The following is a 16,552-nucleotide window of genomic DNA, read 5'->3' on the forward strand; positions in this document are numbered from 1 at the left end:
ACCAAGAAAGGTCGGCCGCCACTTCGTCCATGATGGTCTTCATCGCTGCGTCATAAGCCATGATGCGCACGCCACGGCTGAGCATCACGTCGAACGACCCGCTATCAAGATTCAACAAGGCAGCGGACGGCACCTCCGACCCTTGACGCGTCCTGGTTCGTTCACTAGGATAAAATTCGATAAATAATTGTTATTGTTGGATAAATTTGAAAAATGGCGAGCGACAATATAGCTGGCGTATCGGGTAGCATCCTAAAAAAGCTCTACCTGTTTCCTGGCATGGTTATCCAGTGGACCATGTACGTCTCGGTCGGATCGAAATCATACAGCCAGACGCAACAACAAACACGGTTAGCTCGCAGCCCCTTCATGACATTCGCTTACTCTTCGATGTTTTGGTTAGCTTTGGCTGCGTTTTTGCTGGGTGCTTTAGAACGGTAAAGAAGAGTCGCGTTTGCGCAGCATCATCCTCTGAGGGGGCGGCGGATACATGGATCAAAGCCGAATATTCAGATTGCTAAAGAAGAAATTCGCAAAGCAGCCCACTCAAAAAGACGAAATTACGCGCCAGCTCGAAAGAGAGAGAGGTCTCCGAGTTCAGCTCATGCGAATCGGAGTGCCCGCACAACTCTCTTTTTTTGCAGTAGGTTTAGCTTACCCCGACAGCAAGTACATGCTGATCGAATTCATTCCTTTAGTGCTGCTCATTCGATGGTTTGCGTTACAGAGCTTACGTGTCGCTCGGAATTCCGATGGTCGGGAAGAGAATTTCCTGGATGCCGCTGCCCGTGTCCCACGAAGAATTCGAAATGGCGTTACCGCCGACAGGATTCGCGTTATGTCAAAGACGAGATATCGCGGTGTCCGCTGGCCCTTCTCGGTTCTGATCCTCGAACAACGGTGGAAGGCGACCAACGGCCAATTCTTTCTCGTGATAGCACCTGATTTTCATTGGTGGTCGGGCGGATCTATTTGGTTCCCGTGGCACTGGAATTCTGGACGGAATGCTGAACTTCAATTCTCGCGGAGCACCACCGGGCGGCCAGATAGGGCGTTTTGTATCAAGCTTAGCTTTCCGGGAAGTCGAGAATGGAATCTGAGATTCAAAGATGAGAACGACCGAGAGCGAGCTTATCAAGCCCTTGCCTCGATCCGTGGCGGCAATAGGCCGCCGGAGAAGAGCTCCCGGAAATCAGCGGAGCCGGATGAGCCAAACAGAAAAGTCGACTACGAGAAGGCGAGAGTTGATACAAGGTCTCCAGAAAGGGCAATCGAGCAGAAGCGATGGCATGATGTTCTCCGAGTTTCTCCTGAGGCTTCTTCAGAGGAGATCACAGCCGCCTATCGCGACGCCATAAAGAAGTGCCATCCGGACAAGGTGGCAAATCTCAGCGAGCTCATAAAGAAGGCCGCAGAAGATGAGGCGGTCAGAATAAACAAGGCATACGAGGAGGCACGAAGCTCACGCGGATTCTAAGAAGCGATTTCGGTTTTAGGTTGGTCAGCCGAAAGCTCGGCCGGTTTCCCGACATTGCAGCGAGAGCCAGATAGAGCGGGATATTGCAGTAATGTCGTACAACGAAATCAGACTTCCCGCCGAATGGGAGCCTCACGCCTGTTGTCTGATGGCTTGGGCCATACACCGGGAATGGGGGATGTACGCCGATGCTGTCAGGCGCGAACTCCACGAGGTTGTTGTCACCATCGCCGAATATGAAACGGTTTACCTGCTGACACCGTCCGACCAAATTCCGGAGGCCAAGCGCCAGTCATTTGGACCGAACGTGGAGATCCTATCGGCTCCCGTGGACGACATCTGGATGCGCGACATTGCGCCGACGTTTGCGGTGCGGGGTGATGCAGTCGTCGCTGTTGACTGGAATTTCAATTGCTGGGGCTCAACGCGCTCCGCACGCCCTGGAGATGCTCTCGCCGGCCCCTTGGCCGCAAGACTGGGGCTGGCGACCATACGTGCACAGTTTGTCGCAGAAGGAGGAGCGTTCGTGACCGACGGCGAGGGTACCGTTATCGTGACCAAGAGCTGCCTGCTGAACGAAAACCGAAACCCACGAATTGGTCGCAGTGCGCACGAGCAAATGGAGGAAATAGAGCGTGGGTTCTCCGCCGTCGGCGGGCGCAAGATCATATGGCTTGAGGGCGACGCCGATGAACCATTTACCAGTGGCCATGCCGACGGATACCTGCTCTTCACGTCGCCCGGAGCAATTCTGGTCGAAGCGCCCGATCCAGAGATGCCCACGCCCAGAAATCGGTCAAGAGATATCGACGTGCTTCAGAGCGAATCCGACAGTCGAGGTAGCGCGATGACTGTAAACTCGATCCTTCCGCCTCGCAGGCGGCACTGGCGGTTTCGTGGCCGCTCGTTTGCTCCGTCATACCTGAACGCTTACCTGGCGAACGGCGCAGCCATTACTGGGAAGTTCGGAGACCCAGAACGGGACGAGGCGGCGCACTCCGTGTTGCAGAGATCATTTCCAGGCCGAGACATCCGGATGCTGAGCATTGACCACATTGCTCTCGGTGGTGGTGGAATTCATTGTCTGACGCAGCCGATGCCAAGCACGTCACGGAAATAAATGCGGGAAGCAAAGAATGACGCCCACGCCGATCAAACATAAATTTCGGAATCACGAAATAAACCCTGCAACGAGGTGCCTTATCATTGGAACGTTCAATCCGGATACACCCAAGAATACCGCTGACTTCTTTTACGGGACGGGAAGAAACGATCTGTGGAGCCTGTTGCCAGCAGCCTTTGGAGTAGAGGGACATCTAAAGGGTAAAAATCGCAATCCGGAACGGCTGAGGTTCACGCGGGAAAGGGGTATCGACTTCGTCGATATCATTTCAGAGGTGATGGTAGACACTGATCGCGCCCATCATCGAAAAGACAGTTACATCGGCGGACGCGTCTCGGTCTGGCGGGATGTTACGGGACTGATGGACGAGCTACCAAACCTCGAGCGAGCGTGCTTCACGAGGAAGACCTTCAACGACGTTCCCGGAATTGAGGATCATGTCAGGAAAATTGCTTCGTATTGTGATGGAAACAACGCCCGAAACAGGAGAATCGTTTTCCGGTGTCTTGTTTCACCCTCGCGCCTGGCGCCTGGAAAGGACAAGCAGAAGGAATGGAGCGCCTTTTTAATGAGAGCGCGATAATCTGAGTGTGACACGACGCAACGATATGGGCGACTGGCGCGGTGAAATCCTTGGAGGCCGCACGGTTAACCTTGGATAGGTCGTTCAGCCCCGCCCACCGAGGCAGTCCGTTGAGTTCACTTACGTGAAAATGCCCGCTGCCTTTCACGATGCCTGAGGCGCGCTTCACCTGGCCCGGCGTCATGGGCGTCCTGTTACGGGCCGCGAGCACCCTTACTTCTCTACACCCCTCGCTGCAGGTTACGCGCGGGCAGTTTTCGGACATGCTTAGGATGCTTGAGGCGAAGCGCCTCAAGGAGCTTCATTTCACCGTTGAGGACGGACAATTGGACTTCATTGGTGGGCCCGGCAGGACTCGAACCTGCAACCAGACCGTTATGAGCGGCGGAAGATCGATCGTCTTCCTTGATTTTCCGGTGCTTTCGTTCGATTCCGTTTGGGTTCGTCGCGCTTCGGTCGGAGCGTTTCTGGTGCGAAACTGGTGCGGTTCACAATCCCCGCCGAGTTTACGAAACCTGCACTTTTCTGGAATCCGTTACGATGTCGTAGCCCCTTCTCTCTGCGGGCAGAATGCCTTAGGAAGTGGCGGAGATGAGGGTGGACATGGCAAAGCAGACCGCGAAAAAGGAGGCTGGACTCAAGGGCGTATCGGCAGCCGAACGGGCACTCGCGGTATTGACCGCGTTCCGTCGCGGCGACGGTGCTTTGTCGCTGGCGGAGTTGGCCGAGCGGACCGGTCTCGTCAAGAGCACGATCCTGCGGCTTGCTTTGTCGCTGCAACAATACCGCCTGCTCGCGCGCTTGCCGGATGGATCTTATCGGCTCGACGCCGAGACGTTACGTCTTGGCACCGCGTATCAGCAGGCGTTTCGTCTGTCCGACCACGTCATGCCCGTGCTCGAGCAACTCGCGGCAAAAACCGGCGAGACGACATCCTTCTACGTTCGCAACGGCGATGAGCGGCTGTGTCTTTTCCGGGTGGAGAGCACCAACCGGATCCGGATGACCGTGCAGCCGGGGGATACTCGGCCGATGGACAAATCAGCCATCGCGCAAACGCTTCGTCGGTACGAGTCCGGACTACCCGGAGCTGACGACGAACTGCCGCTGTTCACCTCTGGCATCACCGATCCTCACGCCGCCGCCCTCGCCATGCCGGTGTTCGGTATCGGTGATTCCCTGATCGGAGCGCTCGCGATCTCCGGGCCGGTCAGCCGCCTCACCACGGCGCGGGCGGAGCAGATCAAGGGAGCGCTGGTGGAAGCGGCCACCAAGCTCACTTTGGCGTGCGGCGGAACGCTGTGGTCCGGCACCGCAAAGGGGACACGCAAGCGGTCCAACGCAACGGCATAAAACGAAACTCCATTTCATTTTTCTTGCCGAGTGCACTGCCGCGGGCTTATAAGCCTCCCCATAACAAATGATTGGGAGGACGAACGTCGTGGCCGCAGCAACGTTCACACGCAGGACGGTCCTTGCGGGCCTGGGCGCATCGCTCGTTCCGCGCGGAACGACCGCGCAGGCGGAGGACGTGCGCTGGTCGACCGGTTCAGAGAAGCCGCGGTTCGTTGCACCGGCCGGCGCCACGGATTGCCATTTCCACACCTACGACAAGTCCTATCCGGTCATGAAGGGCGCGACCCTGCTGCCGGAGGATGCGTTGCCTGACGATTATCGTGCCCTGCAGCGCCGGATCGGCACCACGCGAGGCGTGATCATCCAGCCGTCCACTTATGGTACCGACAACCGGCTGCAGATCGCTTCGCGGCAGGCGCTCGGCGCGGAGAATTTTCGCGCGATTGCCGTCGTTGCGGAGGACGTCTCCGACGCCGAACTGCGGCGGCTCGACGAGCAAGGTGTTCGCGGGGTTCGCTTCAACCTTGGCTTCCCGGGCGTGCTAACGGTGGAGTCTCTCAAGCTGCTCGCGCCAAGGCTCGCCGATCTCGGCTGGCACTGCCAGATCAACATGCGGCCCAAGCAGATCGAGGATCACGCCGATCTACTGGCCTCTCTGCCGGGGCGTCTCGTGTTCGATCATCTGGCGCAGGTCCCGCAACCGGCCGGCGTCGAGAGCGCGCCCTACAAGATCATCCGTGGCCTGCTCGACCGCGGCAAGACCTGGGTCAAGCTGTCCGGCCCCTACGTGTCGAGCAAGCAGGGCGTGCCTGATTACGCCGACGCAGGCGCCGTTGCGGCAGCCTACGTGAAAGCCGCACCGGAGCGGATGGTCTGGGGTAGCGACTGGCCGCATCCTTCCGAGCGGGACCGCAAGCCGGATGATGCGCGCCTGTTCGATCTCTTCGCCCAATGCGCAGGAAGCGACCTCGCGTTCAAGCGTATCCTCGTCGACAACCCTGCCGAGCTCTACGGCTTTCCGAAAGTCACGCCATGACATTCTTCAGCCCGCCGCGCCGGATCGAGACCAGCATTTTCACGCGCCTTCCGGACCAGTTCCGCAAGCCGCGCCGCACCGCCTGGGCCGATGCCAATCAGGGCGGACGCGAGATCGACTCGTTCCTCGAGGGACCTTCGTTCGATCGGCAGGGCCGGCTTTACGTCACCGACATTCCCTACGGACGCATCTTCCGCGTCAGCGAGGTGGGCGAGTGGGAGCTCGTCTCAGAATATGATGGATGGCCGAACGGACTGAAGATCCATCGCGACGGCCGCGTCTTCATCACCGACTACAAGCGCGGCATCATGCTGCTGGACCCCGCAACCGGCAAGGTGACGCCGTATCTCGAAACCGCTGCGAGCGAGAGCTTCAAGGGCGTCAACGACCTGGTCTTCGCGCCATCAGGAAATCTCTATTTCACCGATCAGGGCCAGACCGGGATGCATGATCCAAGCGGCCGGGTCTGGAAGCTCACGCCGGATGGGCGGCTCACTTGCCTGCTCAACACAATTCCCAGCCCGAACGGCATCGTCGTCGACCCCGAGGAGAGCTTTCTGCTCGTCGCGGTGACGCGCGCCAACCAGATCTGGCGCGTGCCGCTGGCGGCCAGCGGCCTGACGACGAAGGTCGGGATCTTCTCGCATCTGCATGGCGGCCCCGGCGGTCCAGATGGGCTTGCGCTCGACAGCGGCGGCAATCTGCTGGTCTGTCACACCGGCTTCGGCTCGATCTGGCGGCTCTCGCCGCTGGCCGAACCGCTCGACCGCATCGTCTCCTGCGCGGGCGTCGGCACCACCAATCTTGCTTTTGGTGGACCCGAGCGAAAGAGCCTCTTCATCACCGAGAGCCGCACCGGAACATTGCTACGCGCCGAACTCGATACGCCGGGCTTGGCGATGTTCTCCCACGCGGAGTAGTTGCCACACACTCAGTGTCATCGCCCGGCCGCGCCTTAACCGACGGCAGACGCTGCACTTTTCCCTGGGAGCTGCCTTCGATACAGCGACGCACGAGCTTGGGTGCTCGCGGTTAAATGAAACGTCGTTCTAAAATAAATTGCAACGCCGTTCTATTTTTGTTAAGGCGCGTGACATGGCCGGGAGAACACCGGCGGTTCGGAGGGAACCCATGGCAAGCGTCGCAGCCGCTGCAATCCAACAGGGCTTCACACCCGCGAAGGAGAAGATCCTCGCGAAGGTGATGTGGCGGATCGTGCCCTTCCTGCTGCTCTGCTACGTCATCGCTTATCTCGACCGCGTCAATGTCGGCATCGCCAGTCTGACGATGAACGGCGACCTCGGCATCTCGCCGTCCGCATTCGGCTGGAGCGCCGGGCTGTTCTTCTTCGGCTACTTCCTGGCGGAGGTGCCGAGCAACCTTACCCTGCAGGCCATCGGCGCCCGCAAATGGATTGCCCGCATCCTGATCACCTGGGGCCTGATCTCGGCCGCAACGGCCTTCGTGGTCGGCCCCGTCAGCTTCGGCGTGATGCGCTTCCTGCTCGGGCTTGGCGAGGCCGGCTTCACGCCCGGCGTGTTCCTCTATTTCACCTACTGGTTTCCGGCGCGAATCCGCGGCACGGCGACCGCAGCTTTTCTGCTCGGCATCCCGATCGCGAACATCGTCGGCGCACCGATCTCGAGCTCGCTGCTTACCCTCGACGGCCTGGGCGGCCTGCACGGCTGGCAGTGGCTGCTGATCCTTGAAGGCTTGCCGGCAACACTTCTGGGCGTCGTTTGCTTCTTCACGCTCACGGACAAGCCAGAGCAGGCCAAGTGGTTGAGCCCTGACGAGCGGCGTTGGCTCGTCGAGGTGCTGGCGGCAGAGCGCGAGGCCATTGCCTCAAAACATCCCTCCCGTCTCAGGGACGCCTTCGTCAACTGGCGCGTTCTGGCCTGCGCGGCCGTCAATTTCTGCGCCATCATCGGCTCCGTCGGCCTCGGTCTATGGATGCCGCAGATCATCAAGGGCCTCGGCTTCGGCGTCGTCGCTGTCGGCTTCATTGCCGCCATTCCCTACATCTGCGGCGCGATCATGATGATGCTGTGGGCACGTCTGTCGGACAAAGGTGGCGAACGGAGCTGGTTCGTGGCCTCCGCGCTGCTCGTCGGCGCCGCCTCGCTGATCATCTGCGGCTACGCGACATCGTCCCCGTTGGTCTCGATCGTCGCGCTCTGCGGCGCCGTGATCGGCATCATGTGCTACCAGTCGACCTTCTGGCCGATCCCGTCGAGCTTCCTCACCGGCAGCGCCGCCGCAGGCGGCCTCGCGATGATCGTCTCGATCGGCAATCTCGGCGGCTTCGTCGGTCCTTATCTCATCGGTGTGATCAAGCAGTCGACCGACAGTTTCTCATGGGCCCTGATCTCGGTGGCTGCGTTTCTTGCCCTGGCCGCTATCCTGATCCGTCTGGTGGGTGCCAGTCTGCAGCGACAGGCCGGAACGGCTGACGGTCGCACGGTCCCGATTGCTCCCCTCTAGAAAGGAATTTGAAAATGGGCGAACGAAAGCAGTTCCGTCTCGGTCTGGTCGGTTATGGCGAGATCGGCAGCACGTTGGGCAAAGGGCTCCGCGGCGCCGGCCTGCAGAATATCTTCTGCTACGACAAATATGCCTTCGACGGCCCCTATGCCGATCTGATCCAGAGCCGCGCCAAGGCGGCAGGCGTTACGCTCGTCAAGTCCAACCAGGAACTAGCTGACGCAGCCGAGCTGATCTTCAGCGTCACGCCCGGCTCTGCCTCGCTCGAGAGCGCGGCTGCATTCGCGCCCGTGCTCGATGGTCGCCACACCTTCCTCGATTTCGCCTCGGCCACGCCGAAGGTTAAATATGGCTTCGCCGAACGGCTCGCCAGGACGGGCGCGACGCTCGGCGACGGCTCCATCATGGGCACGCCGAAGCACGGCTATGCGATGCACATGATGTCGAGCGGTTCCGCCGGGCAGCGCGTGGTCGACCTGCTTGTGCCCTGGGGCATGAGCATCGAATTCGTCGGCGACAAGCTTGGCACGGCTTCGGGGATCAAGATTCTTCGCTCCGTCCTGATCAAGGGAATCGAAGCCTTGATCGACGAGACGCTGCTCGCGGCCCGGTCCTATGGCCTGGATGAAACCGTCCTGGCGTCGGCCTCGAAGACGCTCACGCGTCCGTTCATGGACACGGTCGAGAGCCTGACGCCCTCAGGCGTGATCCATGCCAAGCGACGGACCGAAGAAGTCGAGATGGCCGCCGAGGCGGTCGCGGATGCCGGCATCGAGCCGTTGATGGCGCGTGCGACGGCCGCGCGCCTGCGCTGGAAGGACAGCCTCGGCCTGAAGGACCACTTCAAGGGCGTCGTGCCCGAAAACTACAAGATCGCCATCGATGCGATCGTGGCCAAGGCGCAGACCAGAGTCAAAGCAGCCGAACAAACCTAAGGCAATAGAGAACAGAACAGGGAGAGAAACGTGGCGGCCGCCCGGACAGACATCGATGAAATCGAGAAGGTAACGATGCGCAGGGTGATCCTGCGCCTCGTTCCGTTCCTGATGATCTGCTACTTCTTTGCGCTGCTCGACCGCGTCAATGTCGGCTTCGCGGCACTGCAGATGAACAAGGATCTCGGGCTCACGCCCGCGATGTTCGGCTTTGCTGCGAGCCTGTTCTTCGTCTCCTATTTCCTGGTGGAGGTGCCGAGCAATCTGGCGCTGCAAAAGGTCGGCGCGCGGCGCTGGATCGCACGCATCATGATCACCTGGGGATTGATCACCGCATGCATGGCGTTTGTGGTTGGTCCGTATTCGCTCTACGCCATGCGCTTCCTCCTAGGAGCGGCGGAGGCCGGTTTCTTTCCCGGCGCCATCCTCTATTTGACCTATTGGCTGCCGTCGCAGTATCGGGCGCGCATCCTGGCGACCTTCACGGTCTCGATCCCGCTTGCGACCTTTCTCGGCTCACCGCTTTCGGTCGGCCTGCTCGAGCTTGACGGCGCGCTTGGCCTGCGCGGCTGGCAGTGGCTGTTCATCCTGGAGGGATTACCGACCGTTTTGCTCGGGCTTGCCTGCCTGTTCGTCCTGACTGACAGGCCCGAAGGGGCGTCCTGGCTGACGAAGGAGCAGCGGGATTGGTTGACGGCCCGCATGGCGGCGGATGCAGCCGCGCGCAAGCCGGTCGGCCACCTCTCACTCTGGCAGCTTGCCACCAACAAATATTTCCTGGTCATGGCCCTGGTCTGCTCCGGCGCCTCCGCCACCGGCAGCGTGCTGTCAGTCTGGCAACCGCAATTGCTGAAATCGTTTGGTCTGACGAACCTGCAGACCGGCTTTGTCAACGCGATCCCCTACGGCATTGCGACCGTGCTCATGGTGTTGTGGGGGCGTCATTCGGACAAGACCAGTGAGCGCCGCTGGCACACGGCGATTCCGCTGCTGTTCGCCGCCGGCGGCTTCACCGCTTTGGGCCTGACCGGAACGGCGGTCGTGCCGACCATCGTCATGGTGACGTTCTGCCTGGTGGGCGCCTACGCCTTCAAGGGGCCGTTCTGGGCGCTGTCGGCGAGCTGGCTTTCGACCAGCACGCTCGCGGCTGGTCTCGCCGGAATCAACGCGATCTCCAATTTGATCGGCGGCGGGTTGATGGTGAACGTTGTTGGCCTTGTCAAGGAATGGACGGGCAGCTTCGTGCTCGGCATGCTGCCGCTTGCGCTGCTGTGCGCCGTGGCCGCGACCTGCGTGCTCGTGCTGGGCCGCAACGTCGCGCGCGCAACCGACATGCTGGCGGTGAAATCATGAGCGAGCACGCCACGACCTCACAGCACGCCATCACCCGGCGTGGCGTCTTCGCGGGCATGCTGGTTGCGAGCACAGGCGCCTGGGCCGGCGGGGTCGACCAAGCCGTGCCCAACAGCACCGGCTCGGCACCGCCGCGCTTGAACGCGCCTGCGGACGCGTGCGATTGCCATCACCATATTTACGACGGACGGTTTCCCGTGTCGCCGCATTGGCACCAGGGCTTTCCGCCGGGCGCGACCGTGGCTGATTATCGGAATCTCCAGCGCCGGCTCGGCACCACCAGGAGCGTGGTGGTGCAGCCGTCGACCTATGGGGTCGACAACCGGTGTCTCGCGGACGCGCTGGGCCAGCTCGGCTCCGCCTCACGCGGCGTTGCCGTCGTCGACACCGACGTCGAGGAAGCAGAGCTGCGAGCGCTGGCCGATGCCGGTGTCTGCGCCATCCGCGTCAATTTCGTCTCTCCGCAGACCTGGGGGACGACAACGCCGGAGATGCTGGCCGCACTCGCCAGGCGCGTCAGCCCGCTTGGCTGGCACGTGCAGATCCTGATGACGGGCGATCAGATCGTCACTCATGAGAAGGTCATTCGGTCGCTGCCCACCAAGGTAGTCATCGACCATCTCGGGCGTATCCCGCAGCCAGACGGCCTCAAGCATCCTGCATTCGCCGCAGTCCGCCGCATGCTGGATCAGGGCCGCACCTGGGTGAAGGTGACAGAGCCCTATGAGGACAGCAAGCTCGGTCCGCCTTACGCCGACTCCAGCGAAGTCGCGCGGGCCTATGTGCAGGCGGCGCCGGAGCGAATCTTATGGGGTACGGACTGGCCGCATCCCACCCAGCGCGGTACCAAGCCGGACGACGCCCTGTTGCTCGATCTGCTCGCAGACTGGGCGCCGGACGAAAAAACGCGCCGGCGCATCCTCGTCGAAAATCCGGCCGAACTGTTCGGTTTCTAGGCTTTCGGCGCTAGGGAACAACGAGAACGCAACGATTTCATTTTTGAGAACACCGAGAGGGACCGACGCATGTCCGTAGGATTTCGAATTCTGAAGCGGCAAAGAAAAGTAGCGACCGAGATCGTCGAGCGCTTTGCCCGCTTGCCGGTCGCAAATGTCAGCGACAGCATGTCCCGGATGACGGCGGCCGGCGCGCGGCTTCGGCCGATGCATCGGACCGCCGGGATGGCGGGCGTGGCGCTCACCGTCAAGACGCGGCCAGGCGACAACCTGATGCTCCACAAGGCGATGGCAATGGCCGAGCCAGGCGATGTCATCGTGGTCGATGCCGGAGGCGATCTCACCAACGCATTGATCGGCGAGATGATGCTGATGCGCATCATCAAGAGCGGCCTTGCAGGCATCGTGATCGATGGCGCGGTTCGGGATGCCGGCTTCATCCGCGGTCAGACGTTTCCCGTGTTCGCGGCAGGTGTCACCCATCGCGGCCCTTACAAGAACGGACCAGGCGAGATTAACGTTCCGATTGCAATCGACGGCATGGTGATCGAGCCGGGCGATCTCATCATCGGCGACGACGATGGATTGCTTTGCGTGCCATTCGACGATGTGGATGAAGTCCTGAAAGCCGCGACGGCGAAGTACCAGGCTGAGCAGAAGCAGATGGAGAACATCAAGGCCGGGACGCACAATGCGGATTGGGTGGACAAGGCACTGCGCGAGTTGAAATGTGAAGGAGTCGACTGAAAGCCGGATTCGCGCAGCGACGATGGTTGAGGGAGGATGACGCTTTCGTGCGGGGCCCATTCTCCCGATCTTGCCGCCGAATCTACGACCGAGTTCAGAACGGAATGGCGGGCGCGGAGACGGTACGGTAGTTTGCTCTTGCCGGAAGATAGGGAGGGGTAACGAAGCGAGACGTTTCTGGTGCGGTGCCCGAAGGAACTGCGCAATTAACTACCTACTAAGCCTGTGCGGACACCGAAAGAACGACTCGCCTATGTCATTGATTTCGCTGAAGGCTAATTAATAGGAGTGACTCGGCTTCTGCTTTAAGAGCGACTCGATTGGCCGCTTTTCGTTTTAAGAGTGACTCGGTTTTGTAAGCCATTCAAATTGCTTGACGAATCCGAAGGCTATTGTCCTACGCGCCGGCTGCTTTGAACGGCCTGCTCGCAGGTTGCCTATCGTGAGCTTGCTCGGACCCTACGCTAGCACTACTTTGGCAGATTGTGTTTTCGCCGCTGTTTTTCACGGATTTGCCTTCGGCAATATGGGCAATGCTGAGACGGCGGCCGAAGGATGAGATCGACGATGGCGTGACGTACGGCTGGCATGGTTGGCTGAGGCGGAGGCCCGTAGATTCTTTTTCCGCCCCGCGTGTGCGAGGCGACGATGTTGCAGGAAGGCGTAGGCAATCATTGTCATCAGGGCGTGGCGATGAAGACCTTGCCATGATCGCCCTTCGAAGTGATCAAGTCCAAGTTCCTCCTTCAACTGCTGATGCGCCTGCTCACAAATCCACCGTGCCTTGATGGTGGCGGCCAGCGTGCGCAGATCCGTCGCCGCCGGAAGATTGGCCAGATAGTATTTCTTCTCCCCGGACGCACGTTGCTCGCCAATGAGCCAGGCTTCGTCGCCTGGGAGATGCTGCTGACCTTTATCCCATATCCGCTGCGGAGGGCCGTCGGCGGTCCGGACACGGACCGCAGCAAATTGGGCTTTAAGCCGACCTTTCGTCCCGCTACGCCAACTCACGGTTTTCCATTTGGCGCCGGCCAGCATTTGCTCGGCCGCAATTGATAAGATATCGGGCACGTGGTGCTTTCGTGGTTTGCCGCGGGCTTTGGTAATCGGCCAAATGAGCTTCACATCGACCGGATACACTTTCAGGTGCCGCGGGATTCCGACAGCCCAGACCAGCCCGCGCTCTGTTAGCCCTTGTCGAAACGGTGCGCTGAGGCCGTATCCTGCATCCGCCAGCACATATCCAAAGCGCACGTTGGCTGCTATCGCGCGGTCAATCTCGGCCAAAGCAATCTCCGGCTTGGACCGTGGCGTTCGATGTTCGACTGGCACGCGAGCGCGCTTCAAACGAGATCGTCGCTTGTCCAACTGTCAGGCAGAAAGAGACGTAACGCGACCATCACGGGTACTTCGCCGCGCGCAAGCGTCAAAGACACCAGTGTTTGGCAATTTGCCGTTTTACCGAGAGCCGAGGCGTATTGAGCCGCAACACCGACCGAGCGCTCACCCTTCTTGGGAAGTGAGGTGTCATCAATAACCAGCACCGCATCCCTGCCGCCGACAAGTCGGTCCGCCTGGTTGAGCAACTCTGTCTCCAGCGGCGTCGCGTCCCAGACACCGTCCGCAATGAAATGGTGCAACTGGTCGTAGGTGCTGGTGGCAAGGCGTTCCGCCATCGGCTGAACGCTCTTACGATCGCCGGGACCGATCAATCCCGCAACATACAGAGGACACATCCGCTGCCGGGTCTTATGACCCAGTCGGTCCAAGAACGGCATCAGCCAGCGTTCGAGTTCGTCTTCCCATCCCGGCATGGTCAGCCCTCCAAGAGCCGACCACCCATGAATCATTGAAAAATTGATTCGGGAATCCTATAAAACGCGCCAAAATCAACAATCTGCCAAAGTAGTGCTAGGCCGTGTACTCATTAAGAAGTTTGCTGCCGGTGTCCGCTCCACCTCCAAACAGGGGCGAAAAAGCGGACGCCTTCCGAGGTCGCTGAAGGGCCATGAGACAAGAGTTCAGGTATGGATAAAGTTCGGCTTCGACCCGTGTCCAGACCCACGCTATTAAAACGCCACCTGGGTCATTCGTTCGGAGATCTCCCATAGCTTGCGTCTAGCGACGGAATCGAGTGCTTGCGGAGGAACGCGTGCGGGGTGCGGGTGCCCGCGGGTTTCACGGAGCCCGTCGGGACCATAGTAGCCACCTCCCTCCGCGTGGCTGGACGTGGCAGCATATAACTGGGGCAGCGCGCCTTGCGATACGGGCTGAAGCAGGAACCAAAAAAGTGTTCGTGCAAGTCCCGCCACGCTTCGCCGACCAAGGGTGTTATGCACTAGATCAGTCCGCGCGATGCCAGGGTGAGCAGCCATGCTTGAGAAACCCCATCCAGCGGCGCGGCTGCGGCTGTCAAGCTCGAGTGCAAACAACAAGCATGCGAGCTTCGATTGGCTGTAGGCGGCCAGTGGCCGATAGTTCTTCTCGGCATTGATGTCATCAAAATCGAAGTGTCCACCGTTAGCAGCAAGGCTTGAGAGCGTGACGACGCGCGCGTCCCTCCCTTTTGCGAGGAGCGATTTCAGACGAGCAGTCAATGCGAAGTGACCGAGGTAGTTCGTACCGAGTTGCAGTTCGAAGCCGTCACTCGTTTCTTGCCGTTTCGGCGGGACCATGACGCCCGCGTTGTTCACCAGAAGGTCCAAGCTCTGCTTCTCATCCTCCATCTGCTGTGCGAATGAGGCAACCGAAGATAGATCTGCAAGATCGAGCTTGCCGAACCGCACAGTCGCACCCGGCACGGCGTGTTCGATGTGAGATACTGCGTGAGCGCCTTTTTGAGGGTTGCGACCGGCTATGGTCACGTCACATCCTGCTCGGGCCAGCGCGAGGGCCGTCTCCAATCCTAATCCACCGGTTCCGGTTACTACGGCGGTTCGTCCATGCTGATCAGGGATGTCGGCTGCGGTCCACTTTGCCATTTAGCGTCGCTTTCACAATTTTCGCACTTGGTGTAGAATAAATATTGCACTAAGTGTAATTTTGCAAGAGGGTGGCTTTGGGCAATTCCGGGCGTGACGATAAAGAGGGCGGCGGCCTGCGGGAGCGGAAGAAGCGCGAGACCAAGAAACGCATCACGGAGAAGGGCATCGCTCTTTTCCTTAAAAATGGCTTCGATCATACAACGCTCGACGAAATCGCTGCCGCAGCAGGAATCTCGCGCAGAACCTTCTTCTACTACTTCACGTCAAAGGACGAGATTTTGCTGTCCCTCCAAAGTGGGATTGGCGAGATGCTGACAGATGCGGTACGAAAGGCTTCCGCAGGCTCGGCGCCGATCGACACGGTTCGGGATGCGGTCGTCAGTGTCTGTAACGCTATTCCGTCGAAAGACATGATCAAGTTGGACCGACTGATGCGGACGAGCCCGAGCGTTCAGGCGCGCAAGCAGGCATACTACGTGCAGCAGGAAGGTGAGATTTACGAAGCGCTCAAAGAGCGGTGGCCCGAGCCCGAACGATCAATGGCGTTGCGGATCGTCGCGATGCTCTCAGTCGGCGCCATACGAATTGCCGGAGACATCTTCAATCAGGAGAAGGGCGCGCGGCCCATAGTCGAACTCCTGGAGGAAATATTCGGCAGCCTCGCCAAGGAGGTCCGCTCAGGCGACACGCACCCGTGATTTCGGAGATGTGCCCCTTGCGGACTCATGCGTCTTAAAAACAGAATGACGCCAAACGCTCTCGTCGCCGCTAACAAAATGTCCAAACACAGCGGCCGCCGGCGATGCGCCTTGCGTTGAGCTTCTCTTGAAGCGTTTGAACCATCGGGAAAATGCAACCGTGGTCGTCGATTTCCTTGTTGGCGATTATTATTCTCTCGTCGCCGACCCTGAGTCCGTCGACGACCGAGATGACGCACACCTTGATCATCTTCCCGGAGTAACGAGTGTCGCGACGTCCCAGTATCTCGGCCAAGACATAGTTCGAGTGATCAGAACCGCTCAAAACGACGTCATCGGACGGTACGGAGGATCCTGCGATGCACTTATCGTGATCGATCAGCTTTGAGGTCAGCCTCACCGCCACGCTGGTGAAGATGACGGTGCCGGCTCTTCGGAAACGACCTGCTCGGCCCAGTTGTCCAGGAACGCCCGCGCACGGCAACCGCCGGAGCGCGTTTGACCTACACCAAGTCGAAAAGACCCCCCTCGACTCCTTCGTCCGCGCGCTTGGGCGTCAGAAAAAATCAGGCGGGAAAACCGAGCGGCATCAGCGGCCTACGAAATCGAGTCACTCTTAAAGGCGGGAATCGAGTCACTCTTATCGCGGAATCGAGTCACTCTTTCGTGTCCGCACAAAGCCATTGATCCGCTGGTGGGCCCGGCAGGACTCGAACCTGCAACCAGACCGTTATGAGCGGCAGACTATCGATCGGCTTCGTTGATTTTGCTACGCTTTCATTTGAATTCGATCACGTTCGTCGCGGTTTGTTTACGTCGT

The 16,552-nt window shown here is 59.8% G+C and carries 14 protein-coding genes and 1 pseudogene; 12 read left to right on the top strand and 3 right to left on the bottom strand.

Annotation, left to right across the window (positions count from 1 at the left end; translation table 11 throughout):
• The first annotated feature begins 490 nt into the window (after window positions 1-490).
• The 11 genes from P6U27_RS06970 to P6U27_RS07020 all read left to right on the top strand — a co-directional run bounded on the left by P6U27_RS06970 (window position 491) and on the right by P6U27_RS07020 (window position 12,050).
• Window positions 491-1,477, top strand: coding sequence for a DnaJ family molecular chaperone (locus P6U27_RS06970; RefSeq protein WP_122401233.1), 987 nt, complete (start codon window positions 491-493; stop codon window positions 1,475-1,477).
• A 148-nt stretch (window positions 1,478-1,625) separates the two neighbouring features.
• Entirely contained in the window at window positions 1,626-2,597 is a 972-nt protein-coding gene (locus P6U27_RS06975) for an agmatine deiminase family protein (protein WP_244607998.1), read from the top strand.
• A gap of 16 nt (window positions 2,598-2,613) precedes the next feature.
• The gene (locus tag P6U27_RS06980) at window positions 2,614-3,183 is read left to right on the top strand and encodes a hypothetical protein (protein ID WP_129145799.1); all 570 of its coding nucleotides are present in this window, start codon (window positions 2,614-2,616) and stop codon (window positions 3,181-3,183) included.
• A gap of 603 nt (window positions 3,184-3,786) precedes the next feature.
• Window positions 3,787-4,536, top strand: a complete 750-nt coding sequence (locus tag P6U27_RS06985; RefSeq protein WP_129146452.1) for an IclR family transcriptional regulator — start codon at window positions 3,787-3,789, stop codon at window positions 4,534-4,536.
• A gap of 88 nt (window positions 4,537-4,624) precedes the next feature.
• Complete coding sequence (locus tag P6U27_RS06990) at window positions 4,625-5,575, top strand: amidohydrolase family protein (RefSeq protein WP_407193758.1); 951 nt, start codon at window positions 4,625-4,627, stop codon at window positions 5,573-5,575.
• Window positions 5,572-6,495, top strand: coding sequence for an SMP-30/gluconolactonase/LRE family protein (locus tag P6U27_RS06995; RefSeq protein WP_164937301.1), 924 nt, complete (start codon window positions 5,572-5,574; stop codon window positions 6,493-6,495). The genes P6U27_RS06990 and P6U27_RS06995 overlap by 4 nt, the downstream gene beginning before the upstream one ends.
• Window positions 6,496-6,706: 211 nt before the next feature.
• Window positions 6,707-8,059 carry an MFS transporter gene (locus P6U27_RS07000; protein ID WP_407193759.1) on the top strand — a complete coding sequence of 451 codons (1,353 nt, stop codon included), beginning with the start codon at window positions 6,707-6,709 and terminating at the stop codon, window positions 8,057-8,059.
• Between the two features lie 14 nt (window positions 8,060-8,073).
• Complete coding sequence (locus P6U27_RS07005) at window positions 8,074-8,994, top strand: DUF1932 domain-containing protein (protein WP_407193760.1); 921 nt, start codon at window positions 8,074-8,076, stop codon at window positions 8,992-8,994.
• 30 nt (window positions 8,995-9,024) lie between these two features.
• Window positions 9,025-10,347 (top strand): MFS transporter, encoded by a 1,323-nt coding sequence (locus P6U27_RS07010; protein WP_407193761.1) that lies wholly within the window; start codon window positions 9,025-9,027, stop codon window positions 10,345-10,347.
• Window positions 10,344-11,303, top strand: coding sequence for an amidohydrolase family protein (locus P6U27_RS07015; protein WP_407193762.1), 960 nt, complete (start codon window positions 10,344-10,346; stop codon window positions 11,301-11,303). The genes P6U27_RS07010 and P6U27_RS07015 overlap by 4 nt, the downstream gene beginning before the upstream one ends.
• Before the next feature lie 69 nt (window positions 11,304-11,372).
• A complete protein-coding gene (locus P6U27_RS07020) occupies window positions 11,373-12,050 on the top strand; it encodes an RraA family protein (protein WP_407193763.1) in 678 nt (225 codons plus the stop codon).
• A 504-nt stretch (window positions 12,051-12,554) separates the two neighbouring features.
• Here P6U27_RS07020 and P6U27_RS07025 read toward each other — a convergent pair.
• Together P6U27_RS07025 and P6U27_RS07030 are read right to left on the bottom strand one after the other, a co-directional pair.
• Window positions 12,555-13,900 (bottom strand): annotated as a pseudogene (locus tag P6U27_RS07025) (IS701 family transposase).
• Between the two features lie 219 nt (window positions 13,901-14,119).
• A complete protein-coding gene (locus P6U27_RS07030; RefSeq protein ID WP_129146448.1) occupies window positions 14,120-15,031 on the bottom strand; it encodes an SDR family oxidoreductase in 912 nt (303 codons plus the stop codon).
• A gap of 77 nt (window positions 15,032-15,108) precedes the next feature.
• Here P6U27_RS07030 and P6U27_RS07035 point away from each other — a divergent pair, with 77 nt between their 5' ends.
• The gene (locus P6U27_RS07035; RefSeq protein ID WP_129146449.1) at window positions 15,109-15,732 is read left to right on the top strand and encodes a TetR family transcriptional regulator; all 624 of its coding nucleotides are present in this window, start codon (window positions 15,109-15,111) and stop codon (window positions 15,730-15,732) included.
• Window positions 15,733-15,802: 70 nt separating this feature from the next.
• Here P6U27_RS07035 and P6U27_RS07040 read toward each other — a convergent pair whose 3' ends face one another.
• A complete protein-coding gene (locus tag P6U27_RS07040; protein ID WP_129146450.1) occupies window positions 15,803-16,027 on the bottom strand; it encodes a hypothetical protein in 225 nt (74 codons plus the stop codon).
• Window positions 16,028-16,552: the final 525 nt, after the last annotated feature.

Origin of the sequence: Bradyrhizobium sp. STM 3566 (genome assembly GCF_045571445.1) — a bacterium.
In the GTDB taxonomy this organism is placed as follows: domain Bacteria; phylum Pseudomonadota; class Alphaproteobacteria; order Rhizobiales; family Xanthobacteraceae; genus Bradyrhizobium; species Bradyrhizobium vignae.

Excerpts from the sequence above, each read along its gene's own strand:
- P6U27_RS06970 (WP_122401233.1), top strand. The coding sequence starts at position 491 with ATGGATCAAAGCCGAATATTCAGATTGCTAAAGAAGAAATTCGCAAAG.
- P6U27_RS07005 (WP_407193760.1), top strand. The coding sequence starts at position 8,074 with ATGGGCGAACGAAAGCAGTTCCGTCTCGGTCTGGTCGGTTATGGCGAG.
- P6U27_RS07030 (WP_129146448.1), bottom strand. The coding sequence starts at position 15,031 with ATGGCAAAGTGGACCGCAGCCGACATCCCTGATCAGCATGGACGAACC.
- P6U27_RS07020 (WP_407193763.1), top strand. The coding sequence starts at position 11,373 with ATGTCCGTAGGATTTCGAATTCTGAAGCGGCAAAGAAAAGTAGCGACC.
- P6U27_RS07015 (WP_407193762.1), top strand. The coding sequence starts at position 10,344 with ATGAGCGAGCACGCCACGACCTCACAGCACGCCATCACCCGGCGTGGC.
- P6U27_RS06985 (WP_129146452.1), top strand. The coding sequence starts at position 3,787 with ATGGCAAAGCAGACCGCGAAAAAGGAGGCTGGACTCAAGGGCGTATCG.
- P6U27_RS06975 (WP_244607998.1), top strand. The coding sequence starts at position 1,626 with ATGGCTTGGGCCATACACCGGGAATGGGGGATGTACGCCGATGCTGTC.
- P6U27_RS07000 (WP_407193759.1), top strand. The coding sequence starts at position 6,707 with ATGGCAAGCGTCGCAGCCGCTGCAATCCAACAGGGCTTCACACCCGCG.
- P6U27_RS06980 (WP_129145799.1), top strand. The coding sequence starts at position 2,614 with ATGACGCCCACGCCGATCAAACATAAATTTCGGAATCACGAAATAAAC.
- P6U27_RS06995 (WP_164937301.1), top strand. The coding sequence starts at position 5,572 with ATGACATTCTTCAGCCCGCCGCGCCGGATCGAGACCAGCATTTTCACG.